General features: G+C 39.3%; 21 protein-coding genes. 6 read left to right on the forward strand and 15 right to left on the reverse strand.

Annotated elements, in window-relative coordinates:
* Positions 1-6: 6 nt before the first annotated feature.
* Positions 7-951 (reverse strand): sugar kinase, encoded by a 945-nt coding sequence (locus PNEUHYL_RS08380; protein WP_059367094.1) that lies wholly within the window; start codon positions 949-951, stop codon positions 7-9.
* Positions 952-999: 48 nt separating this feature from the next.
* Positions 1000-1992 (reverse strand): TRAP transporter substrate-binding protein, encoded by a 993-nt coding sequence (locus PNEUHYL_RS08385; protein WP_059367097.1) that lies wholly within the window; start codon positions 1990-1992, stop codon positions 1000-1002.
* Positions 1993-2202: 210 nt separating this feature from the next.
* On the opposite strand from PNEUHYL_RS08385, the gene PNEUHYL_RS08390 reads away from it, so the two are divergent.
* The 6 genes from PNEUHYL_RS08390 to PNEUHYL_RS08415 all read left to right on the forward strand — a co-directional run bounded on the left by PNEUHYL_RS08390 (position 2203) and on the right by PNEUHYL_RS08415 (position 9442).
* Positions 2203-2721 (forward strand): TRAP transporter small permease, encoded by a 519-nt coding sequence (locus PNEUHYL_RS08390; RefSeq protein WP_059367101.1) that lies wholly within the window; start codon positions 2203-2205, stop codon positions 2719-2721.
* 2 nt (positions 2722-2723) lie between these two features.
* Positions 2724-4025 (forward strand): TRAP transporter large permease, encoded by a 1302-nt coding sequence (locus PNEUHYL_RS08395; protein ID WP_059367105.1) that lies wholly within the window; start codon positions 2724-2726, stop codon positions 4023-4025.
* Positions 4026-4046: 21 nt separating this feature from the next.
* Positions 4047-6419: a glycoside hydrolase family 31 protein gene (locus tag PNEUHYL_RS08400; RefSeq protein ID WP_059367111.1), complete on the forward strand. Its 2373-nt coding sequence runs from the start codon at positions 4047-4049 to the stop codon at positions 6417-6419.
* A 15-nt stretch (positions 6420-6434) separates the two neighbouring features.
* A complete protein-coding gene (locus tag PNEUHYL_RS08405; RefSeq protein WP_059367114.1) occupies positions 6435-7190 on the forward strand; it encodes an FCD domain-containing protein in 756 nt (251 codons plus the stop codon).
* A gap of 21 nt (positions 7191-7211) precedes the next feature.
* Positions 7212-8396 (forward strand): mannonate dehydratase, encoded by a 1185-nt coding sequence (gene uxuA, locus PNEUHYL_RS08410; RefSeq protein ID WP_059367118.1) that lies wholly within the window; start codon positions 7212-7214, stop codon positions 8394-8396.
* A gap of 182 nt (positions 8397-8578) precedes the next feature.
* A complete protein-coding gene (locus PNEUHYL_RS08415) occupies positions 8579-9442 on the forward strand; it encodes a DMT family transporter (RefSeq protein ID WP_059367123.1) in 864 nt (287 codons plus the stop codon).
* Between the two features lie 30 nt (positions 9443-9472).
* On the opposite strand, the gene PNEUHYL_RS08420 is transcribed toward PNEUHYL_RS08415, so the two are convergent.
* The 13 genes from PNEUHYL_RS08420 to murF form a co-directional block, all read right to left on the reverse strand.
* Positions 9473-10630: a chorismate mutase gene (locus tag PNEUHYL_RS08420; protein ID WP_059367125.1), complete on the reverse strand. Its 1158-nt coding sequence runs from the start codon at positions 10628-10630 to the stop codon at positions 9473-9475.
* An 8-nt stretch (positions 10631-10638) separates the two neighbouring features.
* Positions 10639-12288, reverse strand: a complete 1650-nt coding sequence (gene ushA / locus PNEUHYL_RS08425; protein ID WP_059367126.1) for a bifunctional UDP-sugar hydrolase/5'-nucleotidase UshA — start codon at positions 12286-12288, stop codon at positions 10639-10641.
* A 95-nt stretch (positions 12289-12383) separates the two neighbouring features.
* Positions 12384-13301 carry a UDP-3-O-acyl-N-acetylglucosamine deacetylase gene (gene lpxC, locus PNEUHYL_RS08430; protein WP_059367128.1) on the reverse strand — a complete coding sequence of 306 codons (918 nt, stop codon included), beginning with the start codon at positions 13299-13301 and terminating at the stop codon, positions 12384-12386.
* A gap of 41 nt (positions 13302-13342) precedes the next feature.
* On the reverse strand, positions 13343-14641 hold the full coding sequence (gene ftsZ / locus PNEUHYL_RS08435) for a cell division protein FtsZ (protein ID WP_059367130.1): 1299 nt from the start codon (positions 14639-14641) through the stop codon (positions 13343-13345).
* 83 nt (positions 14642-14724) lie between these two features.
* Positions 14725-15999, reverse strand: coding sequence for a cell division protein FtsA (ftsA, locus tag PNEUHYL_RS08440; RefSeq protein WP_059367132.1), 1275 nt, complete (start codon positions 15997-15999; stop codon positions 14725-14727).
* A 22-nt stretch (positions 16000-16021) separates the two neighbouring features.
* Entirely contained in the window at positions 16022-16786 is a 765-nt protein-coding gene (locus tag PNEUHYL_RS08445; RefSeq protein ID WP_059367133.1) for a cell division protein FtsQ/DivIB, read from the reverse strand.
* Positions 16783-17706 (reverse strand): D-alanine--D-alanine ligase, encoded by a 924-nt coding sequence (locus tag PNEUHYL_RS08450; protein ID WP_059367135.1) that lies wholly within the window; start codon positions 17704-17706, stop codon positions 16783-16785. The genes PNEUHYL_RS08445 and PNEUHYL_RS08450 overlap by 4 nt, the downstream gene beginning before the upstream one ends.
* A 64-nt stretch (positions 17707-17770) precedes the next feature.
* Complete coding sequence (gene murC, locus PNEUHYL_RS08455; protein WP_059367137.1) at positions 17771-19198, reverse strand: UDP-N-acetylmuramate--L-alanine ligase; 1428 nt, start codon at positions 19196-19198, stop codon at positions 17771-17773.
* Between the two features lie 76 nt (positions 19199-19274).
* On the reverse strand, positions 19275-20333 hold the full coding sequence (gene murG, locus PNEUHYL_RS08460; RefSeq protein ID WP_059367138.1) for an undecaprenyldiphospho-muramoylpentapeptide beta-N-acetylglucosaminyltransferase: 1059 nt from the start codon (positions 20331-20333) through the stop codon (positions 19275-19277).
* 8 nt (positions 20334-20341) lie between these two features.
* On the reverse strand, positions 20342-21526 hold the full coding sequence (gene ftsW / locus PNEUHYL_RS08465) for a putative lipid II flippase FtsW (protein WP_059367140.1): 1185 nt from the start codon (positions 21524-21526) through the stop codon (positions 20342-20344).
* A gap of 11 nt (positions 21527-21537) precedes the next feature.
* The gene (gene murD, locus PNEUHYL_RS08470) at positions 21538-22848 is read right to left on the reverse strand and encodes a UDP-N-acetylmuramoyl-L-alanine--D-glutamate ligase (RefSeq protein WP_059367142.1); all 1311 of its coding nucleotides are present in this window, start codon (positions 22846-22848) and stop codon (positions 21538-21540) included.
* A gap of 199 nt (positions 22849-23047) precedes the next feature.
* Complete coding sequence (mraY, locus tag PNEUHYL_RS08475) at positions 23048-24130, reverse strand: phospho-N-acetylmuramoyl-pentapeptide-transferase (RefSeq protein WP_059367144.1); 1083 nt, start codon at positions 24128-24130, stop codon at positions 23048-23050.
* On the reverse strand, positions 24124-25497 hold the full coding sequence (gene murF / locus PNEUHYL_RS08480) for a UDP-N-acetylmuramoyl-tripeptide--D-alanyl-D-alanine ligase (RefSeq protein ID WP_059367146.1): 1374 nt from the start codon (positions 25495-25497) through the stop codon (positions 24124-24126). Before murF ends, mraY begins: the two co-directional genes overlap by 7 nt.
* Positions 25498-25514 lie beyond the last annotated feature (17 nt).

Genomic DNA, 25514 nt, shown 5'->3' on the forward strand with positions numbered 1-25514 from the left:
ACTCCGTTAATTAAATTCAGATAGAAGATGGGATGTGGCGTGCTTGTCTATAATCGCGCCTTTGTGTTGAATCACGATACCGGCAACACGATTGCCTTGATAGCAACAAATATTGAGCGGTTTATCGCGTAAGTAACCGTTTAAAAATCCGGCGTTGAAGGAATCTCCCGCCGATGTTGTATCAACAACATTCTGTATCGGTTCAGGTATGACCTGCCCATATTGGTGTGATTGAGAATCTGAAAAACAAGCACCATTTTGACCGCACTTTACAATCACTGTTGGTATGCCTATTCGATGTAATCGTGTTCGCGTGGCTTGCTCGTTTTCATCTCCCCATAATAATTGTTCATCATCAAAGGTGACTAATGCCAAGCGAACATGAGGTAATAGCTGTAAATAACAATCTTGAGCCTCTTTCAATGAATCCCATAATTTAGGGCGAAAATTGCTATCAAATGCAATTTCTACACCTAATTTAGTTAATGATATTAACTGTTCAATTAAAAAAGAGCGGTCATTTTTAGATAAGATTGCAAGTGAAATACCGCTTAAATAAATCATATCCACTTGTTGAAGTCCGGTTAAAACCAAATGAAAATCAGGATGCCGTACCATATAGTGCGCGGCGGATTGGTTACGCCAATAAAGAAAGGTACGCTCGCCTTGCTCATCAAGTTGGATAAGATATAGACCCGGTTGATGGGTTTCATCTTTTAATACCCAATCCGTGTGAATGAGGTCTGCTTGCCAATGAGTACGCATTTGTGAACTTAAATTATCCGTACCTAATGCAGAAACATAATGAACCTGAATATCATTTGGAGAACTAATTCGACTCAGATAAGTAGCCGAATTTAATGTATCGCCACCATAACTTTGCCACATTTCGCTAAATGGCTTACCATTCAGTTCAATCATACATTCGCCGATAAATGCAATTTTTTTCATATTTATCCCAAAAGGAAAGGATACGATAGGAGGTATCCTTTATCTTTATTATTTGTTGATTAAGCTATCAATACGTTCTACATAATCTTTAAGTAAAGGATTTGCTTTGGCAGTGTCGTGCATACTCTTCGTTGCATCAATAAATGGTTGTTTATCTACTTTTACAAATTCCACACCCAATTTATCTTTCGCTTCTTGAGTTGTTTCAGCAATCATTTTTTGCCATAAGTCTTTGTGATACATCATGGAATCATCCGCCGCTTTTTTGAGTGCCTTTTGCTGTTCCAGCGTTAATTTATCCCAAGATTTTTGACCGATAACAAGAACATCCGGAATCATGGTATGTTCATCTTCACTAAAGAATTTTGCCACTTCACCATGACGGGCTAATGTTAAAGCGGTTTGATTATTCTCAGCCCCATCTACCACTTTTTGTTGCAAAGCGGTATAGAGTTCACCATAGGCTAAAGGCGTTGGTGAAGCGCCCATCAATTTCATCATTTCAACTGCGGTCGGGCTCGGTTGAACACGAACTTTCATCCCCTTAAGATCGGCAGGAGATTTGATGGGCTTATCCGCATAAAAACTGCGAGCACCACCATCATAATAGGTTAAACCAATAAATCCTTTGCCTTTTGATGAATCAAGAATTTTTTGTCCGACTTCAGGATCAAGGAGAGCTCGATAGTAGTGATCTACATTATGGAAAAGATAGGGAATGTTATAGGCACCGTAAGAGCCTTCAAAGGCTTCCAATTCACTCGCATTCGATTTTGCCATATCAAGCGAACCGGATTGTAATAGCTCCATTGATTCACGCTGTGTTCCAAGCTGACTATTCGGATAAATACGGACGACGACCTCACCATTAGTCAATTTCTTTACCTCATCCGCCATATATTGCATTGAGATATGTACAGGATGAGTTTTGTCATTGTTATGGCTTAATTTCAATACTGTTTTTGCTGAGGCTGAAAACGACATTCCGGCAGACAGTGCCAAAACTAACGCATAAGAAAGAATATTTTTTTTGATTCGCATAATGCTTCTCCCATAGTAGATAAATTGAAGAGCACCCGCTAACAACTCGGATGTTGAAAAGATGATAGACCAAAAAAAATAAAGTGGTCAATCCAATTATTTTAAATTGGTGATCCAGATCACAAATTTAAATAAAAAAACTTTTCAGAAAAACGGTTTTAACCCATAATTGGTCCACCAATTTAAAATTAACGACAGAAGGAGTCATTGATGAGTAAGTTTATTTCCATCATAAATTGGGTTTTATCAACACTTTGCGTTGTATTAAGTTCATTCCTTGTGTGTTGTGTAGTTTGGCAGGTTCTATCTCGCTATCTATTAAACGCACCAAGTACCTATACAGACGAAATCGCACGATTTCTCTTTATTTGGGTAGGTTTAATGGGTGCCGCTTATGCGCTTGGTCAGAAAAAACATTTAGCCATTGATTTACTGATGAGTAAATTTGAACACTCTCCGATTCATCAACATCGCTTACAACTTATCATTAATTTAATCAGTGCAACTTTTGCCTCAGTAATTATGTGCTACGGCGGATTTAACCTAGTGATGGAGACAGTAAATAATGGACAAATTTCGCCTGTACTAGGTATTCAAATGGGGCTGGTTTATCTCGCAATTCCTTTAAGCGGCAGCTTTATGTTGATTTATCTTTTAAGAGATATTGTCGATAACATTCATACTATGAATGGAAAATCGCGACTTGCTTCAGCTCATCAAGGAGAATAAAAATGGAATGGTCTAATATTATCGTACTCTGTTCAAGTTTCTTTGTGCTACTCTTCATTGGCGTACCTATTTCATTTTCAATTGGGATCGCATCACTTCTCACAATCATGCTTTCAATCCCATTTGATGCCGCCATTGCGGTAATTTCACAAAAAATGGCTTCAGGATTGGATAGCTTCTCATTACTTGCCATTCCCTTCTTTATTTTAGCCGGTAACATTATGAACCGTGGCGGTATCGCCATGCGCTTGATTGAATTTGCTAAAGTTATTGGCGGGCGTTTACCGGGTTCTTTAGCGCATGTAAACGTGTTAGCGAATATGATGTTCGGTTCTATTTCCGGTTCCGCAGTTGCCTCCGGTGCGGCAATGGGCGGAATTATGTCTCCGTTACAAAAGAAAGAAGGTTATGATCCTACCTTTTCCGCTGCGGTCAATATTGCCTCTTGTCCTACCGGATTACTTATCCCACCAAGCAATACGTTTATCGTTTATTCCTTAATTTCAGGCGGTACATCAATTGGCGCATTATTCCTTGCAGGTTATATTCCGGGAATTTTAATGGGCTTATCCATTATGCTGATTGTTGCTGTTATTGCAAAAAGAAGAAAATATCCTGTTTCCCCAAAGCCAACTCGTTCCGAAGCAGTAAAGAAAACGCTTGATGCCTTACCAAGTCTTGGCTTAATCATCGTAATTATGGGTGGTATTATCGGCGGTATTTTTACTGCAACCGAAGCTTCTGCTTTTGCCGTGGTCTATACCTTAATTCTTGCGGTAGTGTTCTATCGTGAAGTCACTATTAAAGAATTACCAAAAATTATTTTAGATTCGGTTGTCACCACTGCAATTGTATTACTCTTGATTGGTACATCAATGGGGATGTCTTGGGCAATGGCGAACGCAGATATTCCTTACACCATTAGCGATGCCTTATTAAATATCTCCGATAACCCAATTATCATTCTGTTAATCATCAATATTATTCTTTTGATTGTGGGTGTATTTATGGATATGACGCCAGCACTACTTATCTTTACACCAATTTTTTTACCCATTGTGACTGAATTAGGCATGGATCCGGTTCATTTTGGTATCTTGATGGCATTCAATCTTTCCATTGGTATTTGTACACCACCGGTTGGTAGTGCTTTATTTATCGGATGTTCTGTCGGTGGTGTGAAAATTAATCAAGTCATTAAACCATTACTTCCATTCTATATTGCTTTAATTTTTACACTCTTGTTGGTCACTTACGTTCCATCATTGAGTTTAGCATTACCAAAAATGTTATTAGGTTATTAATTCATAGATGAGGAAAATAAGATGAAAGCGGTTAAAAATTGGCAGTTTGTGGAAAATCATCATCGGATTGATATTGCCTGCGATCATGGTTATCAGATGCATATTTTTGTATTAGAAAATGATCTGCTACGTGTTGCATTCACTAAAAATAATACTTTTACGGTACCTCACACTTGGGCAATTACCCCTAATCAAGCCGATGTTGCTTGGCAAGGCAGAGACAAGTGGTCATTAGATGGTTTTTCTTGCCCTGATTATGAGATTAAGCAAACAGAAAAAACACTCGAAATTTCAACCGCACTTTTAAAAGTAACGGTGCACTACCCTCTTTATTTGGAATGGCAATATAAACAAGATGGGGAATGGAAACCACTATTTAGCGATAGAAAAACCGGCGCTTATTTAATGGGGATTTCAAATACTGAAGTTTCTCATTATTTACAACGCGATATGCGAGAGCATTATTATGGACTTGGTGAAAAAACCGGTAATTTAAATCGTCATGGCCGTCGCTTTGAAATGCGTAATATTGATGCAATGGGCTATAACGCAGAATATACGGATCCGCTTTATAAGCATATTCCATTCTATATCACACATGCACCGGAAGTCAGTTATGGCCTGTATTACGATAGCCTTGCACCTTGCTGGTTTATCTTAGGCAGTGAAATTGACAATTACCATAGTTACTATCGTCACTATAAAGCTGAAGATGGAGATCTAGATTACTACGTCATTCTTGGCCCCAAAGTACTTGATGTGACTAAAAAATATTGCAAGCTGACAGGCGGTACTATCTTTGGCCCGAAATGGAGCTTAGGCTACAGTGGTTCAACGATGCACTATACCGATGCACCGAATGCACAAGAGCAACTCAAAAAGTTTGTGGATTTATGTGATGATCATGATATTCCTTGCGACTCATTCCAGCTATCTTCTGGCTACACATCCATTAATGGAAAACGTTATGTTTTCAACTGGAATTATGACAAAGTTCCAACCCCAAAAGAAATGACAAAACATTTCCATGATGCGGGTATGAAATTAGCAGCCAATATTAAACCTTGTTTACTACAAGATCATCCGCGTTATCAAGAAGTCGAAAAACTTGGCTTATTCATTAAAGATTCTGAATCAGATACCCCTGAAAGATCGATGTTTTGGGATGACGAAGGATCTCATCTCGATTTTACAAATATGGATACCGTAAATTGGTGGAAAGCGAATGTAAAGCAACAATTATTGGATTACGGCATTAATTCTACGTGGAATGACAATAATGAATTTGAAGTGTGGGATAACTACGCTAAGTGTCATTATTTTGGTACAGGTATGCCAATAAAATTGTTACGCCCGTTACAACCACTCTTGATGATGAAATCATCTTACGAAGCTCAATTAGAACATGCGCCAAATAAACGCCCTTATTTAATATCCCGTTCCGGCTCACCGGGAATGAACCGTTACGTTCAAACATGGTCAGGTGATAACCGCACAAATTGGAATACGCTGCGTTATAACATAAAAATGGGACTGGGAATGAGTCTTTCCGGTCTTTATAACATAGGACATGACGTGGGCGGTTTCTCCGGTAATAAGCCGGATCCTGAATTATTTGTTCGTTGGGTTCAAAATGGTGTAATGCATCCAAGATTTACGATTCACTCTTGGAATGATGATAAAACGGTGAATGAACCATGGATGTATCCTGAAATGACAAATATCATTCGTGATGCTATCCAATTACGTTATTCTTTAATGCCTTATTTGTACAATGCGTTGTGGAAAGCACATCATGATTATGAACCAATGTTACGTCCAACATTTCTTGACCATGAGCATGATATAAATACCTTTGAAGAAAATGATGATTATCTGTTTGATGAAGATTTATTAGTTGCGTCTGTCGTTGAACCGAATCAAAGAAAACGCGATGTTTATCTTCCACAAAATTTTACCGGCTGGTATGACTTTTACACATACAAATGGTTTAATGGCGGCGAAAAGATCACAGTTGATGCGCCATTAGAAAAAATCCCATTATTTTTAAGAGCGGGAAGTATTATTCCAATGGCAAGAAAAGGGCACAAAAATACATTATCCGATGATTATCGAGAATTATTAATTATGCCTTTTATTAATCAAGGAGAGAGAAATATCACCCTTTTTGATGATGATGGTGAAAGTTTCGATTATTTACAAGGTAAATTCTTGAAACTGGATATTCATCTAAAATGTACTAGCCAAACAATAGAACTCACTGTAGAGAAATGCGGCGATTATTTACCACAATATCATGAGATTAATTTTCGTCTTCCTGAAAAAGAAAATCGAAAACTCATCATTAATGGTAAGGTAATCAATCCAAACTACAAATTGAGTTTATTAAATTAATATTAGGAAAAAATCATGAACATCAATGACTTACGCTCCTATAAAAAAATAGGCAATGAACTGAAAGAACAGCTAAATAATCACCAGTATCAAATCGGCGATAAATTACCTGCCGAACGTGATTTAGCCGATTATTTTGATGTAAGCCGCACAGTTATTCGAGAAGCCATCATTATGCTTGAGTTAGAGAATCTTGTTGAAGTTCGTAAAGGTTCCGGTGTCTATGTGATTGCCTTGCCACAACGAACAGCAAGCAATGATGACTTTTTAGATAAGGTTGATGTCGGGCCTTTTGAACTTTTACAAGCCCGCCAGTTATTAGAAAGTAGTATTGCCGAATTTGCCGCATTACAAGTGACACGAGCCGATATTACTAAACTAAAAGATATTCTAGCGAGAGAACGAAGCACCCTTGAAAAGGGGGATGAAGATTATGTCGCAGACGAAGATTTTCATCGCACCATCGCAGAAATTACGCAAAATGAAGTCATCTTACAAATGCAAAAAGCATTATGGGACCTTCGTACCAATAGCCAAATGTGGAAAGGACTTCATCTTCACATTCCAAATCAAAGCTATCGTCATCTTTGGTTGCAAGATCACGAAAATATTATTACCGCTTTGCAGAGAAAAGATCCTGCAATGGCAAAAAAAGCAATGTGGCAACATTTAGAAAACGTTAAACAAAAACTTTTTGAGTTATCGGATGTCGATGACCCGAATTTTGACGGTTATTTATTTAATATGAGTCCGATTGTTGTCGATCGTTAAAAATATAAGAGGAGTTTAAAAATGGAACAAACATGGCGTTGGTATGGCCCCAAAGATCCGGTTTCTTTATCCGATATTCGTCAGGCCGGGGCGACCGGTATTGTGACCGCTCTTCACCATATTCCCAACGGAGAGGTGTGGTGTATTGAAGAAATTGAAAAGCGGAAAGCCGAAGTGGAAAATGCCGGCCTCACTTGGTCTGTCGTGGAGAGTGTGCCGGTTCATGAAGAAATTAAAACACAAACCGGCAATTATCAAAAATGGATTGATAACTACAAACAAACGCTGCGCAACTTAGCACAATGCGGTATTGACACTGTTTGCTACAATTTTATGCCCGTTTTAGACTGGACACGCACCGATTTAGCCTATGAATTGCCAGACGGTTCTAAAGCATTACGTTTTGATCATATTGCTTTCGCCGCATTTGAACTTCATATTTTAAAACGCCCGGGCGCAGAACAAATTTATAATCAAGAAGAACAAGCGGCTGCGAAACGCTATTATGACAAGATGTCTGCGCAAGATATCGAGCAATTAACACGTAATATTATCGCCGGCTTACCGGGTGCGGAAGAAGGCTATACGCTTGATGAATTTCAAGCTCAATTAGATCGTTATAACGCGATTTCACCTGAAACGTTCCGCACCCATTTGGCTTATTTCTTAAATGAAATTATGCCGGTTGCACAAGAGGTCGGCATTAAAATGGCCATTCATCCTGACGATCCGCCACGCCCGATTTTAGGGTTACCGCGTATTGTCTCGACCATTGAAGATATGCAGTGGTTTGTGGAAACCCAACCGTTACCGGCAAACGGGTTTACCATGTGTACCGGCTCTTATGGCGTGCGATCTGACAATGATTTAGTAAAAATGACCGAGCAATTTGCCGATAGAATTTACTTCGCCCATTTACGTTCAACCCAACGTGAAGACAATCCTTTTAGTTTCCATGAAGCGGCGCACTTAGAAGGCGATGTGGATATGTTTAATGTGGTAAAAGCATTACTCACTGAAGAATATCGCCGCTTAAATCATGGTGAAACCCGTTTAATCCCAATGCGTCCGGATCACGGCCATCAGATGTTAGATGATTTACATAAAAAAACCAACCCGGGGTATTCCGCCATTGGACGATTAAAAGGTTTAGCCGAATTTCGTGGGTTAGAAATGGCGTTAAAGAAAGTGTATTTTAATAAATAGCACTTTTCTATTAAGGAATAACCAATGAAAAGCGTTGATCATTCTAACATTATTACCTTTCACTTTTTTCAAAAAGACATAATAAAAGATAACTATGCTTCTAATGTTTGAACAATTCTAATTTATGGGTCTAAATAAAAAGGAAATCAGCACTTCAATCAAGTGCTGATTTATCTAGTGAGATGAAAAAATACACTGGCGAAATGCTTCTCTTGATTGTGACATTTATTGCTGCATCAGGTTGGTTCTTTTCTAAATATTCTTTAGAAGATATGCCAACAATGGGATTTATTGGTTTAAGATTTAGCTTAGCGGCTCTCATCTTTCTTCCTTTTTCCTTTCACGCAATAAAATCTCTTGGAAGATCACAACAATTAAAAGCGAGTTCTGTTGGACTTGCTTATATCGTCACGATGATTTTATGGATTAGTGGATTAATTTATAGCGAAGACTTAGGTGAAAGTGCATTTATTTATAGCTTGTCAATGCTTATAGCACCGCTAACCTCTTGGCTTTTATTTAAACATCAGCCTAAAATAACATTTTGGTTTGCTTTACCTATAGCTACATTAGGATTATATTTCTTATCAATTAAACAAGGATTTATACATTTCTCCCTGAGCAATATCTTGTTTTTATTTAGTTCGATAAGTGCGGCACTTTATTTTGTATTAAATAATCAATATGCGAAAGAAGTTGATTCGCTGCCTCTCACAACAATACAACTAGGTATTGTAGGCATATCTGCCAGTATTTATTCTTTATTATTTGAACAATGGCTTCCCCCTCCAACTGAAACATGGTTTTGGTTCTTAGCTAGCGTTCTAGTCGCTACAAATATTCGCGTACTATTACAAACAGTTGCTCAAAGAAGATGTCATGTCAATACTGCTGCAATTATTATGTTATTAGAACCAGTATGGACATTGATATTAGGTTGGCTAGTATTAAAAGAAAATATTTTCCCCACAAAAATAATCGGATGTTTATTAATTTTTTCTGCGATATTTATTTACAGATTTAATGCTAAAAAAGAGCGGTCATAAAAACACTGATTTTTACGACCGCTCTTTTTGTTAGATATTGGCAGGTTTTACAATCTCACTTGGATAGCAACCTAAAATTTTTAAGTAATTACTATGTTTTTTCAACTCTTCCAAAGCTTCTTGAGTATCCGGATGATGAATATTCGCTTCAATTTCCAAATAAAACATTTCTTCCCAAGGTTTACCGTAAATAGGGCGAGACTCAAGCTTCGTCATATTAATTTGATATTTTTTAAATATCAAAAGTGCATCAGCCAAAGAACCGGCTTGTTGTGGTGTGGTCATCAACAATAAAGTTTTAGTGTGAATTTGCGGGGAAACTTTATGCGCCTCTCTTGATACTACAATAAAACGGGTAATGTTGTTTTCTTGATTCGCAACATTCGTTTTTAATACGCTTAAGCCATATAGTTTTCCACCATCTTCATTACCTAATGCAGCAATATTTGGCTTATTCAAACTTGATACCAACTGCATAGCATGTGAACTGCTTTCACAATATTCAATATGAACTCGATCTAAGCTATGAATAAATTGGCTGCATTGCTGAATCACTTGCGGATGGCTATATAAAGTATCAATTTGGCTCAAATTCGTCGTCTCACTAACTAAAACACAGTGTTTAATCGGGTAAGCAAGCTCGCCAACGAGGAATAAATCCGTATGTTGAAGCAAATCATAGACCTCATTGATAGCTCCTGAGGTCGTATTTTCTAAGGGAAGAATACCAACATCCGCTTCGCCATTTTTCACTTTTTCAAATACTTGCTCAAAGGATTGGCAACCGAGTTCGATAAACTGCTTTTGATAACGTGCAGCATAATTACGTGCGGCTAAATTAGAATAAGATCCCCGTTTCCCCAAAAAAGCGATATGCAAATTTTGGCTACGTTGCTCATTCAATCTATTTTGTAAATAGACTTGCTGAGTTAATACGGAATCCTCAATAATCTTTTGGAAAATTGAGGTGATATATTGTGGTTCAAGCTGATAATTTCCATTCTCTGCAAATTGTATAAGCTCTTGTAAAAGCTGTTGCTCCCGTTCCTCATCACGCAAAGCTTTTTGGCTTATTTCCTTACTTCTTGCCACATCAAAAGCCAAACGATGACGTTCGGAAAGCAACTTCAAAAGATTTCGATCTATTTGTGTAATTTGCTGTCTTATTTCAGACAATTCTAAAGCCATAATTATCCCTATTTAAAAATCACTGCGTCTTTTGGATCATATTTTGATGCATCAAGTGGAATTTTTTGTGAATTTTTCCAAATATATTTAGCGAGCACTTCAGCATCAATAAACCCCGTATTTAAGAAAGTAGGATTTTTAGTAACAACAGGATAACCATCGCCGCCTGCTGCATTATAACTAGGTAAAGAAACCCGATAAATTTTCGATAAATCCAGTGATTTACCTTGAATTTTCACGTTTTCCACTTTTTGAGCAGCTTTATTTACCACCATAGAAATACCGGAATATTGTGCATAAGCGCCGGAATCAACCTCTTTTAATGCAACTACATTTAAATAATCAAGTAATTCCTTACCAGTTAAATCCACATAACTTACAATATTACCAAACGGATGCACTTTTAAAATATCACGATAAGTGACTTTACCCGCTTGGATAGAATCTCGGATACCGCCTGAATTCATAATGCCAATATCTGCACCAGCACGTTCTCTCTGTGCTTCTGCAATTAAATGACCAAGGTTAGTTTGTTTAAAACGAATAACATTACGATCCCCTTCTAATTTGCCTTTTAACTCCCCAAGCTCGCGTCCTAGTAATTCATCCCCTTTATTTTGATAGCTTTTTAACAATTTTTCTATTTCAGGATCTTGAGGAATGACTTCACCATAATTAATGTATTCGGTTTTGCCATCTTCTTTTGTTACTTTCTTCTTCAAATTCACCGGAATTAATTCATAATTGGCAAGTTTTAATTCACCATTTTTAAACTCAAAATCCGCACGTCCGACATATTTACCCCATTCATAAGCTTGCATAATCCAAGTACCGTTTTGATAATCCGGTTTGCAAGATTGTGTTGGTTTATAATCCTTAATCCATACGCCTTTTTCATCCACACAAACAGGATCGTGGCTATGTCCGCCAACTATCATATCAAATGCACCTTTATCTAAATTACGTGCAAGCGATACATCACCCGGTGCATTCGATCCGTGTTGTGCATCGTAATAATAGCCCATGTGGGTGAGTGCAATTTTTACATCCGGTTTTTCATTTTCAGTCAGTGTTTTTAAGGTTTCTTTTGCCGTTTCTGTCGGATCTTTAAAGATAACATTGCCGGTATATTCAGGATTACCGAGTTTTGCCGTATCTTCTGTGGTTAAACCAACAACGGCAACTTTTAATCCCAGTTTGTCTAAAACGATATAAGGTTTAACAAGCGGTTGATTCGTTTTCTTGTTGAACACATTTGCAGATAAGAAAGGGAAAGTTGCCCAAGATTCTTGCATTGCAAGCATTTGCAATGGATTGTCAAACTCGTGATTGCCCAATACCGTTGCTTCATAGCCCATTGCATTCATTGCTTGGATATCCGGTTCGGCATTTTGCATATCCGATTCAGGCACACCGGTATTAAAATCACCCGCATTTAATAAAATAACCGAACCACCTTTTTTCTCTACCTCAGCTTTCACTCGATTAATAATTGTTTTTTGTGCAGGAAAACCATATTCGCCTTTATTATTCGGCCAAAAATGCCCATGGGTATCATTAGTGTGAAGAAGTGTGAAGTGGTAGGTTTTATCCTGCTCGTATGCCATTACAGCAGACGTTGCAAGAGCTAAAGGCAAAACTGTGAATAACTTTTTCATGAAAACTCATCCTAAATTAACCGCTCTTTCTAGAGCGAATAAAATAAAAAAGCTATACTTCTTTTAGGGAAATATAGCTTTTTAACCAACAATAATTAAATCAGCACTTGGGCTGGTGTAACATACCCGTGTGGCGCCTGTTCCTTATCTTCAAAGGTAACAAATTCCCACGCTTCCTGATTTGCAATAACCGCCCGAAGCAACTTGTTATTTAGACCATGACCCGATTTATAGGCTTTGAAATCGCCGATAATGTTGTAACCCGCCATATAAAGATCCCCAATGGCATCCAACATTTTATGACGAACCAACTCATCTTTAAAACGCAATCCTTCTTCATTCAAAATACGGTAATCATCCAATACAATCGCATTGTCTAAACTACCGCCAAGCGCTAGACCTCGGGATTGAAGATATTCTATATCTTTCATAAAACCAAAGGTTCTTGCGCGACTGATCTGGTGAACAAATGCTTGGGCTGAAAAATCCATCACATAGTTACGCACATTTTTACCAATGGCAGGATGTTCAAAATCAATAGTGAAATCTAAACGGAAACCATTGCAAGGAGTAAACTCCGCCCATTTATCTCCATCTTCTACCCGCACTTTTTGTTTGATACGAATAAATTTCTTCGCTGCGTTTTGCTCTTCAATACCGGCATCTAACAACAAGTAAATAAACGGACTTGAACTACCATCCATAATCGGAATTTCAGGTGCATCTACTTCAATAATAATATTATCAATACCGAGACCCGCTAATGCCGCGTTTAAATGTTCAACAGTTGAAACACGAACGCCTTGTTCATTGACAAGTGCGGTACAAAGCATCGTATCTCTCACAGAATCCGCATTCGCCGGGAATGTTACCGGCGGATTTAAATCGGTACGACAGTAAATCACACCGGTATTTGGCATTGCCGGACGTAATGTTAAGGTCACCTTTTTGCCGCTATGCAAACCGATACCGGTTACTTTAACACTTTGTTTTAATGTTCTTTGTTTAATCATGATTCTCTTTACCTTATTGTTTCACAACAAGATTTTATTTATTACTTATCATTTTGATCTATTGCGTTTGGATCAAATTTTTTAAAAGAAGACAAACGTTCAGTGATTGGTCTTTCCAAGCCACTACGATAATCTGTCGGCTGTGGGTTTCTCTCCGGAGAACGTATCGGCTCAGGCTGTCTAAATGTTGTAATAGGTTGTTGCTCCTGCGTTCTTAACGGAATCGAGTGTGAACTCCCCTCTACCGGTTGGTGAAGCGGTGATAACGATTGAGCCGTTTTTTGTACCTGAATGGTCTCATTTGGCGTAATTTCACCTAAACCTGTTGCAACGATAGTGACGCGGATTTCATCACTCATTTCCGGTATTAAGGTTGTCCCTACAACAATTGTTGCATCTTCCGAAGCAAAACTATGAATAGTATCACCTACTACATTAAACTCATCAAATGCAATATCAAAACCGCCAGTGATATTAATCAAAATCCCCTTAGCATTGGTTAAATCAACTTTTTCCAATAAATCATTGCGTACAGCAATTCTTGCCGCTTCCTCTGCACGACCTTCACCTGGTGCACCATGAGCGGAACCAAAGCCAATCATCGCCTGTCCCATCTCCGACATAACAGTTCTCACATCGGCAAAGTCAACATTAATCATGCCCGGTGAAGTAATCATATCAGAAATACCCATCACAGAGTTACGCAGTACATCATTCGCAGCAGCAAATGCATCAATCAACGTTGCATTTTTAGGGAGAACTTTTTGAATTTGCTGATTAGGAATAATGATCATTGAGTCAACATATTGAGCAAGATCCTTAATCCCTAATTCGGCGAATTGCATACGCTTTTTACCTTCAAAAGCGAATGGTTTGGTGACAACCGCAACAGTTAAAATACCCAATTCTTTTGCTACTTTAGCAACAATAGGTGCAGCACCGGTACCGGTACCACCGCCCATACCGGCGGCAATAAAGACCATATCGGCACCTTCAAGCATTTTACGGATTTCTTCTTGATCATCTTCCGCTGCTTTACGCCCCACATTAGGATTTGCCCCAGCGCCAAGACCTTTCGTTGTCGCACCACCAATTTGCACAGTTTGCTGAACTTGACTTTTCCGTAATGCTTGTGCATCGGTATTCACTGCATAGAAAATAATTTTTCCATGCTCTTCGCTATCAAGAGTATTTTCGCCAAGAAAAGTACCGCCAATGTCTTGTTTAATCATATTGGCAACCATATGGTTTACGGCATTACCGCCGCCGCCGCCAACACCGACAACCTTAATCAGTGCGCCTGATTGTTCTTCAAAATCACCATAATCTGGGTATAACATTTGCGTTCTCCGTTCTGCTAATACTCTGCTAGCATTCTAATAAAGTTAAACTGTTTGGTATTGTAGATGAAAATTCAAAATAATCAAAATTCTGACCGCACTTTATTTGCGATTTTTTTAATGCCTGACCAAATTGTGCCGAAAATATTCCCTTCCGAATCGTCATCGCTACCGATAAGATCATCACTATTGCTGTGGCTATACTGTAACAACCCTATTACAGTTGAATATTGCGGACGGTTTACATAATCAGTTAAACCAGTAATATTTAACGGACTACCGATTCGCACTTGGCAACCAAATACATCCATCGCACACTCTTTTAAATCTTTAATTTGGGCACCACCACCGGTAATGACAACTCCAGCAATCAATTCAAATTTAATATGGTTGCTTTCTAAATCCGCTTTTAGCTTATCTAATTCGTCCTTCACAACACCAAGAAGTTCCGTATAACGTGCTGAAGTGATTAAAGATAAATCACTTGTGGTTAAAGAGCGGGGGGCTCGACCGCCGATACTGGCAACCTCAATCTTTTTATCGCCATGTAACCGTGCCGGATATACCGCACTTGCATAGTTCACCTTAACCCGTTCTGCTTCTGCACGCGAAATAGTACAAGCATGGGCAATATCATTAGTCACTATATTACCGGCGTAGGGAATAACTTTACTAAAACGTAAAGCGCCATTCGTGAAAACCATCACATTCATTGTACCCGCACCGAAATCAATCAAACAAACGCCAAGGTCCTTTTCATCTTCAGTTAAAACCGAATGGGTTGCAGCAAAACCTGAGAATACAACTTTATCCACTTGTAATCCGCAGCGCTCCACGGCTTTTTTTAAATTATTTTGCCAATCTTGATGACAAGCGATTAAGTGTACGTGCGCATTCAAACGAACGCCTTGTAAACCAAGGGGGTTTTTAATATTTAATTGACGATCCACCGCATATTCTTGTGGGATGACGTGTAATAAAGAAACACCTTCCGGCAATTTAATTGTGCTTGCATTATGCAAAGCAGAATCGATTTCATCTTGCGTCACTTCACTCTCACCAATCGGAACAAATCCATTTTCATTTAAACTTTGAATATGTTCTCCGGTAATTGCCAAAGTTACACTCATAATCTGGCAATCCGCCATTGACTCGGCAGATTCAATAGCACGTTGAATAGAACTCACAACCGCATCTAAATCCGTAATACTTCCGCTATCAATTCCCTTTGAAGGACAGCTACCAACGCCCAATACGTTCACTACGCCATCAGGTAATACTTCACCAACGACAGCAACGACTTTTGATGTACCGACTTCAAGTCCAACAATTGCCTTTGTTTCAACCACTTTTGCCATATTTTATTACACCCACTAAATCTTATTTATCCGTCATTCCGACTGCTGCACCCGATGTATATCGTAAATCGACATAATCAATTCGCTTGCCTTCTTCAACTTCAATTTGTGGATAAATTGTCACAAAACGTTCGAGTTTTGATTTCCATTCTCCACGCCCTAATTTCAGTACTATATCATTATCAAGTGTAACTTGCCACGCACCACGCGCATCAATAGTGACACCTTTTACGTTTAAATTTTTCGCCTTAAAATCGGCATAAATCTGATTCCATACCTCAAGCACTTTTGGGCTCTGATAATCCGGGCCACCTAAATAAGGCAACACTTTATTTTTTAAACGCTCCAGCGGCAATTGGAAGACGGTTCCCTCTTTTGTGACAAACTCTGTCTTATTCCAAATCGCGACCGGAATATATTCCGTCAGCCAAATACTTAAACGATTTGGCCAAACTTTACGAACAACCGCACCTTTTATCCAAGGTAAGGTTTCAATCTGTTCTTGAATAACCTTAACATCTTGTCCCCAAAAGCCTTTTAATGTCCCCATTTTAAGCAAAACATCCTGAATATCCGCATAATCGGTAAATTCTGTTTTACCGACGAGCGCATAAGCACTAATTGGTTTAGAATCAAGACTCTCCAACCAATTTTGCCAATTTGAATAAACAAAATACCCAAATCCGATACATAATATGGCAATCAAGAGACGAAGTTGTAAAAAATATTTGAACCTTGGTTCACCATATCGAGTATTTGGCGTGCTTTTACGTTTCAGCACATTCATTGCGCGCTCAACTCCAGAATATTCACAACAAGTTGCTCAAAAGAAATGCCCGCTGTGGCAGCCGATTTTGGGAATAAACTATGACTGGTCATTCCCGGATTAGTATTAACCTCCACCAAACGGAAATCGCCCTTCGCATCACACATCACATCAATACGGCTCCAACCACGGCAGCCTACGGCATCATAAGCCTGCTTGACTAGTATTGCCAATGCTTGTTCACGTTCTGCGGTTAATCCTGCCGGACAAAAATATTTCGTGTTATCGGAAATATATTTTGCCTCATAATCATAAAATTCACCTTCCGGTACGATACGAACTGCGGGTAATACCCGACCGTCTAACACCGGCACCGTTAATTCATCACCGGCAAGCCATTCTTCAATCAAAATTGTGTTATCAAATTTAAGTGCAAATTCAACCGCACTTTTTAAGTTTTCTACGCTTTTAACCTTTGTTAAACCTACGCTAGAACCTTCTAAAGAAGGTTTAACCATTAATGGTAAGCCCAATCTTTCCACAACTGCTTGCGGATCTAATTGAGCTAAATTATCACGTGTAACTACTTCCATCTCGGCAACAGGTAAACCAAAGGCTTTCCACAGCATTTTGGTACGCATCTTATCCATCGTCAAAGCGGATGCCATTACGCCACAGCCGGTATAAGGTAAACCGATTTGCTCTAATAAGCCTTGCATAGTTCCGTCTTCACCGCCACGACCATGTAAAATATTAAATACCCGATCAAAACCGTCTTTTTTAAGATTTACAACATCATATTCTTTTGGATCTATGGGATGGGCGTTATAACCTTGACTGACAAAAGCGTCCAAAACCGCTTTACCGGAATTTAAAGAAACTTCACGTTCAGCGGATGTACCACCTAGTAACACGGCAATTTTTTCTTGTCTTAAATTCATTTTATATCCTATTCATTATGATTGATTTTCATATTTTTGTAGGCTTAGACTTTTGTATCCTACACTAATTTTTCCAAGAATCTGCCAAACCACGAGAAATTTTACTCACGCTACCGGCCCCTTGCGCTAAAATTAAATCACCGTCTTGAATAATTTGATCAAGCACTTCGCCTAATTGCACTGTATCCGATACCAAAATAGGATCTACTTTACCCAAATTACGGATTGAACGGCAAAGTGCTTTACTGTCAGCCCCCACAATTGGTGTTTCACCGGCAGCATAAACATCCAGCATAACCAGCGCATCCACTTGTGAAAGCACTTGAACAAAATCATCAAATAAATCACGGGTTCGTGAATAACGATGCGGTTGGAAAATCATCACAATGCGCTTATTTCCCCAACCTTCGCGTGCCGCTTTAATCGTTACCCCAACTTCGGTTGGATGATGACCATAATCATCCACTAAACGTACTTTTCCATTTGGACGAATAAATTCACCAAGCTGATCAAAACGACGCCCTGCACCTTGGAAATCCGCAAGCGCCGCTAAAATCGCTTCATTATTAATTCCTTCTTCTTTAGCAACCGCCAACGCCGCTGTAGCATTTAGCGCATTATGTTTGCCCGGTACATTTAGCAGCATATTAAGACATTCCCCATTCGGACAAACCACTCTATAATGCCCCTGAAAACCGATTTGCTCGTAGTCTTCAATACGATAATCCGCCTTTTCACTAAAACCGTAAGTAATAACCTGACGTCCCACTTTCGGAGCCAGCTCCATTAAAACAGGGTCGTCCGCACACATCATTGCTAAGCCGTAGAAAGGGAGATTGTGAAGAAATTTCACATAAGTGGCTTTCATTTTCTCAAAATCGCCTTCATAAGTATCCATATGATCCGGTTCAATATTCGTTACCACAGAAACCATCGGCTGTAAATGTAAGAAAGAAGCATCGCTTTCATCCGCTTCCGCGATTAAATAACGGCTCACACCAAGGTGGGCATTTTTTCCGGCAGATTTTACTAATCCGCCATTCACAAAGGTAGGATCTAATTTTGCTTGTGTATAAATCATCGACAGCATTGCCGTTGTAGTGGTTTTACCGTGCGTTCCCGCCACAGCAATACCATGACGAAAACGCATAATTTCCGCTAACATTTGCGCACGTTGGATCACCGGAATACGATTTTGTTTTGCGGCAACCAACTCCGGATTATCTTCGTGAATCGCACTTGATACAACAACAACACTCGCACCATCAATATTTTCAGCTTTATGACCAATAAAAACGTTTGCCCCAGCCTGTGCAAGACGTTGGGTAACCGCACCGTCTGCGATATCCGAACCTGAAATCCGATAGCCTTCATTCAGAAGAATTTCAGCAATCCCACTCATACCGGCACCACCGATACCAATAAAATGAATTTGCTGAACCCGGCGCATTTCAGGGATAATTTTTCTAATTTCTTCGTGAGAATGTTTCATCTTATTTCCTTCTCTCTTTCGGAAAATATTTGACCGATGAAAAAGTGCGGTCAAAATCCCAAAGATTTTTATATTATTATTTTGCGTTCTCAATAATTACATTAGCGACATGCTGAGCCGCCAATGGTGCAGACATAGATTTTGCTTTTATCGCCATCTGTAAAAGTTCATCACGCGTAAAATTCTGCAAATAATTAACCAAAATATCCGGCGTTAGATCACTTTGTTCTACAATTTTGGCCGCCCCAACATCGGCTAAATATTTTGCATTAAGATATTGTTGTCGATCTTTATGTTGGAACGGAACAAAAATTGCCGGCGTACCGACAGCGGCAAGTTCGCATACCGTCAATGCCCCGGAACGACAAATCACCACATCCGCCCACGCATAGGCTTCAGCCATATCATCAATAAACTCTGTAATTTTGATTTTCGAGGCATTTTCGCCATAAAATCCGGCTACATCTTCAACTGCGCCTTTTCCTACTTGATGATGAACCTCTAATCTATCCACAAGTTGTGAGACAACTTTTGGCAGCGTTTGATTCAACACCCGAGCCCCCTGGCTCCCGCCAACCACAAATACGCGTAACTTTTCACCATGATGGGAAAAACGTTCCTCCGGTGACGGCATTTGGAATAAACGTTGGCGTACAGGGTTCCCGACAACTTCCGCATTCGGAAACGCATTTGGAAAAGCTTGTAATACACGGGTTGCCATTTTTGCCAGCCATTTATTGGTTAATCCGGCAACGGCATTTTGCTCGTGTAGAATAATCGGTACACCACACAATTTTGCCGCTACACCGCCGGGCCCGGAAACATAACCTCCCATCCCTAATACGGCATTTGGCTTTTCTTCTTGGATAATTTTTTTCGCTTGAAATATTGCACGTAAAATAGCAAAAGGTGCACTTAATAAGGCTTTAATGCCTTTTCCCCGCAAACCGGAAATTTGAATAAAACGAATCGGAATACCATGTTCCGGTACTAGTTTGGCCTCCATACGATCTTTTGTACCAAGCCAGCAAATTTCCCATCCTTGTTGCTGTAAGGTTTGAGCAACCGCGATAGCCGGAAAAACATGACCGCCCGTTCCTCCCGCCATGACTAATAATTTTTTGGATTTATTCATTTTTATTCCTAATCATCACGCAAACGCGCTTGCCCGCCCCGCTGTAAACGGTTTTCATGGTCAATACGCAATAAAATACCAATCGTTGCCGACATAATAATAATACTTGAACCGCCGTAGCTCACTAACGGGAAAGTTAGACCTTTTGTTGGCAGCATACCCAGCGCCATCCCTAAATTAACAAAGCCTTGAAAGAAAATCCAAAAGCTGATACCGAAAGCAAAGAAGCCACGGAAACGTTGTTCTAATTGGAGTGATTCACGCCCAATTTTTAATGCGCGGAAAACCAACAATCCTAACAAAATAACGACCACAAAAATACCGATAAATCCGAATTCTTCACCAATAATCGCCATAATGAAGTCGGTATGTGCTTCCGGTAAATAATCTAATTTTTGAATAGAATTACCTAAACCTTCCCCCGTTATTTCCCCCCGTCCGAATGCCATCAGTGAGTTAGTCAGCTGAAATCCCGTACCATAAGGATCTTTAAACGGTTCTAGGAAACCGGTAAAACGTTTTAAACGATAAGAGGCGGAAAGCACTAGCCAGACAAACAATAATATGCCGGTCACAACTAAACCGACAAATTGCCAGAAGTTTGCTCCAACAATAAAAAGCATACCAAAGGTAATAACGAATAATACGACCGTACTCCCCAAATCCGGCTGAGCCAATAAAAATCCGCCCATTATTCCCATAACAATGAAGGGTTTAAAAGCACTCAATTTATTTGACCGCACTTCATCGTAACGGCGGGTAAAATAGCTCGCTAAGAAACAGGCAAGCGCCAATTTAGCAAATTCTGCCGGTTGAAAATTAAGTACACCAAGAGAAATCCAACGTTTTGCACCATTGACGGAAGAACCAATAACAAGTACAGCAAATAGTAATGCAATGGCTAAGAAAAAAATTTTAACATGCCATTTTTCCCATTGTTGGGTCGAAATTTGCATGCTGAAATAACAGGTTAAAAGCGAGAGAAACACATAAAATGCATCACGTTTGGCAAAATAAAATGCATCATTAAATAATCTTGAGCTATACGGAATAGAGGCTGACGTTACCGCAATCAAACCTATGAGCAATAAAATCACAAAAAGCCAAAACAACGCCCGATCATATAATAATCCCTGTGGCGTAATTCTAGTCCAACTATCAAGGTTCTGTTTAATTTTTTGAATAAATTCCATTGCTCTATTAATTAATTTAATTGTGCTAAACGAGTAAATTCTTCACCACGCTTTTCAAAAGAAGCGAATTGATCAAGACTTGCGCAAGCCGGTGATAATAGAACCATATCGCCTACTTGCAATGTCGGTCGCAAGAACTCAATCGCTTGCGCCATCGTTTCAAATAAATAGCTTTGCGGAGAAAGTTTTGCCAGTTCCGCCCCGTCACGCCCAAAACAATAACAAATAATATGAGGTTGATTAATCAGCTCGGCTAATTCGGAAAAATCAGCGCCTTTTCCATCACCACCTAATAATAAGTGTAATTTACCTTCGACAAATAAACCTGTCAGTGCGGCCACGGTACTTCCCACATTGGTTGCCTTAGAATCATTAATCCAACGCACACCATTTGCCTGATAGGCTAATTGAAAACGGTGATCCAGTCCTCTAAATTGTCGAAGTGCGGTACGAACTGCCTCTAAATTTACCCCAACGGCTTGCGCTAATGCCGCTGCTGCAAGGGCATTCATATAATTATGACGACCAACCAGCATAATTTCATCACAAGGTAAAATCACCTCATCTTTCACCATTAAACACGGTTTGCCATTCTCGGTTTTAATATCATAATCCGCATTATGTTCGGCAAAAGAAACAACCTTTTTCCCTTGATTGTTACCCCCACCTAAAGTCAATTTGTCTTCGTTATTCACCACTGCGCTTTCAGCCTGATGATAAATACGCAACTTAGCCTGACGATAATCCTCTAAATCCACATAACGATCCATATGATCTTCCGTCACATTCAAAACAGTCGCTGCGGTAGCTTTTAAACTGTATGTTGTTTCCAATTGAAAACTGGATAATTCCAATACGTAAAGATCATAATCCTGATTCAGTAAAGAAAGTGCCGGAATACCAATATTCCCCCCCATTCCTACTTTCAGCCCCGCTGCTTTCGCCATCTCGTAAACTAGCGTAGTCACTGTACTTTTTCCATTTGAGCCCGTTATCGCCACAATGGGTTTTGTAGCTGCACGACAAAATAATTCAATATCGCCCACCAGTTCTACACCTAATGAAAGTGCGGTCTGAATTTCCGGCGTTTTTACCGCAAGCCCCGGACTGATGACGATCATATCGCTTTCATTCAACCAGTGTTGATTTAAGCTTCCGGTATGAAGCGGAATATTTTTAGGAAGTTTATCCGCACCGACGGGGTTTTCTCGCGTATCAATTACACGGATATTTGCCTGTTGAGCGTTAAGATAATCAACACAGGACAAACCTGTTTTACCCAATCCAATAATAGTAACGGTTTTATTTTGGTAACTGTTCATTTTTTACTTCTTACTATTTCATTCTGTTTTTTATATCGGCTTTCATTTGATGAGAAATCGACTTTCTTATTGGATAAAATTACGCTCAAATTTAACCGCACTTTTTAAATAACGTTTAACCAAACGTGTTTTTCGGGATCGTATTCTTCAACAAGCAAAGAAAATGAATGCGCTCTTTCAAAAAGAAAGAGCGAATCGATTATCTCAATTTAAGCGTGACTAATCCCATCAACACTAACATTAACGAAATAATCCAAAACCGAATAATCACTCTCGGCTCAGGCCAGCCTTTTAATTCAAAATGATGATGAATCGGCGCCATCCTGAAAATTCGTTGTTTGCGTAATTTGTAAGACCCAACCTGTAAAATGACTGAAAGTGCTTCGACGACAAACACCCCTCCCATAATCACAAGTAAAAATTCTTGCCTGACTAAAATAGCAACCACGCCCAATGCACCGCCTAATGCAAGTGAACCGACATCCCCCATAAATACTTGTGCAGGATAAGTATTGAACCATAAGAAACCCAATCCGGCGCCTACAATCGCCGTACAAAATACGACCACTTCAGAACTGTGTTTGATATAAGGAATATGTAAATATTCAGCAAAATTAACGTTACCCGTGGCCCATGCAATCAAGGCAAAAGCACCGGCAACCAATGCAGTAGGCATAATAGCGAGTCCGTCTAATCCATCGGTTAAATTAACCGCATTACCTGTTCCCACTATCACAAAATAAGACAACACAATATAAAATAAGCCTAACTGCGGCATAATATCTTTGAAAAACGGCACCACTAATCGGGTTGCATCCGTATCATGTCCCAACCAATACAGCCAAATAATCGCTGCCAGTGCAACAACGGACATCCAGAAATATTTCCAACGTGCAATTAAACCGTCTGTGTTTTTACGTGTGATCTTGCGGTAATCATCAATAAAACCGATTGCACCGTAACCAAATAGCACAAATAAACAAATCCAGATATAAGGATTGGCTAAATTTGCCCATAACACTGTACTAATGCCAATTGCAAAAAGAATCATCACACCGCCCATAGTTGGCGTGCCTTTTTTCGCAAAATGGCTTTCCGGTCCATCATTACGCACTTCTTGGCCAAATTTCAATATTTGCAAACGCTTAATGACCTTCGGCCCAATCCAAAGGGAAATAAAAAGTGCGGTCAATAATGCAAGAATTGCACGCACAGTAATATATGAAATTGCATTAAATGCGGTTTCATAACGAACAAGGAATTCAGCAAGCCAAACTAACATTTAATTTTATCCTTTAATGAATAAATCACATCTTCCATTTTCATTGAGCGAGAGCCTTTGCCAAGCACAACGATATGTCGATTTTGTTTTAATTGTTTCTCAATAAGATCAACTAAAAAATCCACCATTTCCACTTTATCGGTAAAATGTTTGCCTAAAACCGCCTCAGAAATGACCGCACTTTCACAACCAAAAGAGCAGATTAAATCAAGCTGAGCCGTTTTTGCATATTGCCCTACTTGACGATGAATTTCGAGGGAATTTTCCCCTAACTCTTTCATGTCCCCCACGCATAAAATGCGAAAGGCTTTATAGGATTTCAAAACATCAATTGCCGCACAAAGGGAATCTTGATTGGCATTGTAGGTATCGTCTAATAATAATAAATTCTCATTAACCCGAATCGGGAATAAACGCCCTTTCACTTGAGAGCGCTGCTCTAACCCGTTTTTAACATCCGGTAACGTAGCCCCGATATTCATTGAAAGTGCGGCTGCCGCCAACGCATTCTTGACATTATGTTCGCCTAAATACGGAAGATGGATTTCAATTTCACCTTGTGGAGAAACTAATGTAAAAATTGAACCTTGCTCATTATGTTGAATATTTTTAGCAAAATAATCTTTGCCATTGAAATATTGAATGGGATGATCACCGATTTCTTTTTGCCAAAGTTCAAGATAATTATGTTCACCATTAATAATTGCAACACCATTTGCCGTTAAACCACGATAAATCTCGCCCTTAGCTTGTGCCACACCCTTTAAAGATCCAAACCCCTCTAAATGTGCTGCGGCAACATTATTGACTAACGCCACATCCGGTTGGGCAAGAGCGGTCGTGTAATCAATTTCACCTTGATGGTTTGCTCCCAGCTCAATCACAGCAAAACGATGTTTTTCTTCCAAACGTAATAATGTGAGCGGAACACCAATGTCATTATTGAAATTCCCTTGGGTAAAAAGTACGGCATCCGGATTTCCTGCCGTTTGTTGCAAAATACTCGCCGTCATTTCTTTTACTGTGGTTTTTCCGGAAGAGCCCGTCATCGCCACAACTTTAGGATTAATTTTTTCTCTCAACCATTTGGCTAATTGACCTACAGCTAAACGCGTATTTTCTACGACAAGTTGTGGGATAGAAATATGAGGATCGGCGTGTTGAACAACTAAAGCAACCGCCCCTTGTTCGATTGCTTGATGAAGATATTGATGAGCATCAAATGTTTCCCCTTTTAGCGCAAAAAACAAATGATTAGGAATAGGATGACGTGTATCCGTATTGATGTTTTCAATGATAACCTGCTCACTCCCTATTAATTTTCCATTGAGAATTTGAGCAAGTTGCTGTGTCGTTAAATTAATCATGAATTAATTAGATAAAT

It is taken from the genome of Rodentibacter caecimuris (genome assembly GCF_001019715.1).
GTDB lineage: Bacteria > Pseudomonadota > Gammaproteobacteria > Enterobacterales > Pasteurellaceae > Rodentibacter > Rodentibacter caecimuris.

Coding starts and splice junctions, on each gene's coding strand:
- PNEUHYL_RS08380 (WP_059367094.1), bottom strand. CDS start 951: ATGAAAAAAATTGCATTTATCGGCGAATGTATGATTGAACTGAATGGT.
- PNEUHYL_RS08385 (WP_059367097.1), bottom strand. CDS start 1,992: ATGCGAATCAAAAAAAATATTCTTTCTTATGCGTTAGTTTTGGCACTG.
- PNEUHYL_RS08390 (WP_059367101.1), top strand. CDS start 2,203: ATGAGTAAGTTTATTTCCATCATAAATTGGGTTTTATCAACACTTTGC.
- PNEUHYL_RS08395 (WP_059367105.1), top strand. CDS start 2,724: ATGGAATGGTCTAATATTATCGTACTCTGTTCAAGTTTCTTTGTGCTA.
- PNEUHYL_RS08400 (WP_059367111.1), top strand. CDS start 4,047: ATGAAAGCGGTTAAAAATTGGCAGTTTGTGGAAAATCATCATCGGATT.
- PNEUHYL_RS08405 (WP_059367114.1), top strand. CDS start 6,435: ATGAACATCAATGACTTACGCTCCTATAAAAAAATAGGCAATGAACTG.
- uxuA (WP_059367118.1), top strand. CDS start 7,212: ATGGAACAAACATGGCGTTGGTATGGCCCCAAAGATCCGGTTTCTTTA.
- PNEUHYL_RS08415 (WP_059367123.1), top strand. CDS start 8,579: ATGAAAAAATACACTGGCGAAATGCTTCTCTTGATTGTGACATTTATT.
- PNEUHYL_RS08420 (WP_059367125.1), bottom strand. CDS start 10,630: ATGGCTTTAGAATTGTCTGAAATAAGACAGCAAATTACACAAATAGAT.
- ushA (WP_059367126.1), bottom strand. CDS start 12,288: ATGAAAAAGTTATTCACAGTTTTGCCTTTAGCTCTTGCAACGTCTGCT.
- lpxC (WP_059367128.1), bottom strand. CDS start 13,301: ATGATTAAACAAAGAACATTAAAACAAAGTGTTAAAGTAACCGGTATC.
- ftsZ (WP_059367130.1), bottom strand. CDS start 14,641: ATGTTATACCCAGATTATGGTGATTTTGAAGAACAATCAGGCGCACTG.
- ftsA (WP_059367132.1), bottom strand. CDS start 15,999: ATGGCAAAAGTGGTTGAAACAAAGGCAATTGTTGGACTTGAAGTCGGT.
- PNEUHYL_RS08445 (WP_059367133.1), bottom strand. CDS start 16,786: ATGAATGTGCTGAAACGTAAAAGCACGCCAAATACTCGATATGGTGAA.
- PNEUHYL_RS08450 (WP_059367135.1), bottom strand. CDS start 17,706: ATGAATTTAAGACAAGAAAAAATTGCCGTGTTACTAGGTGGTACATCC.
- murC (WP_059367137.1), bottom strand. CDS start 19,198: ATGAAACATTCTCACGAAGAAATTAGAAAAATTATCCCTGAAATGCGC.
- murG (WP_059367138.1), bottom strand. CDS start 20,333: ATGAATAAATCCAAAAAATTATTAGTCATGGCGGGAGGAACGGGCGGT.
- ftsW (WP_059367140.1), bottom strand. CDS start 21,526: ATGGAATTTATTCAAAAAATTAAACAGAACCTTGATAGTTGGACTAGA.
- murD (WP_059367142.1), bottom strand. CDS start 22,848: ATGAACAGTTACCAAAATAAAACCGTTACTATTATTGGATTGGGTAAA.
- mraY (WP_059367144.1), bottom strand. CDS start 24,130: ATGTTAGTTTGGCTTGCTGAATTCCTTGTTCGTTATGAAACCGCATTT.
- murF (WP_059367146.1), bottom strand. CDS start 25,497: ATGATTAATTTAACGACACAGCAACTTGCTCAAATTCTCAATGGAAAA.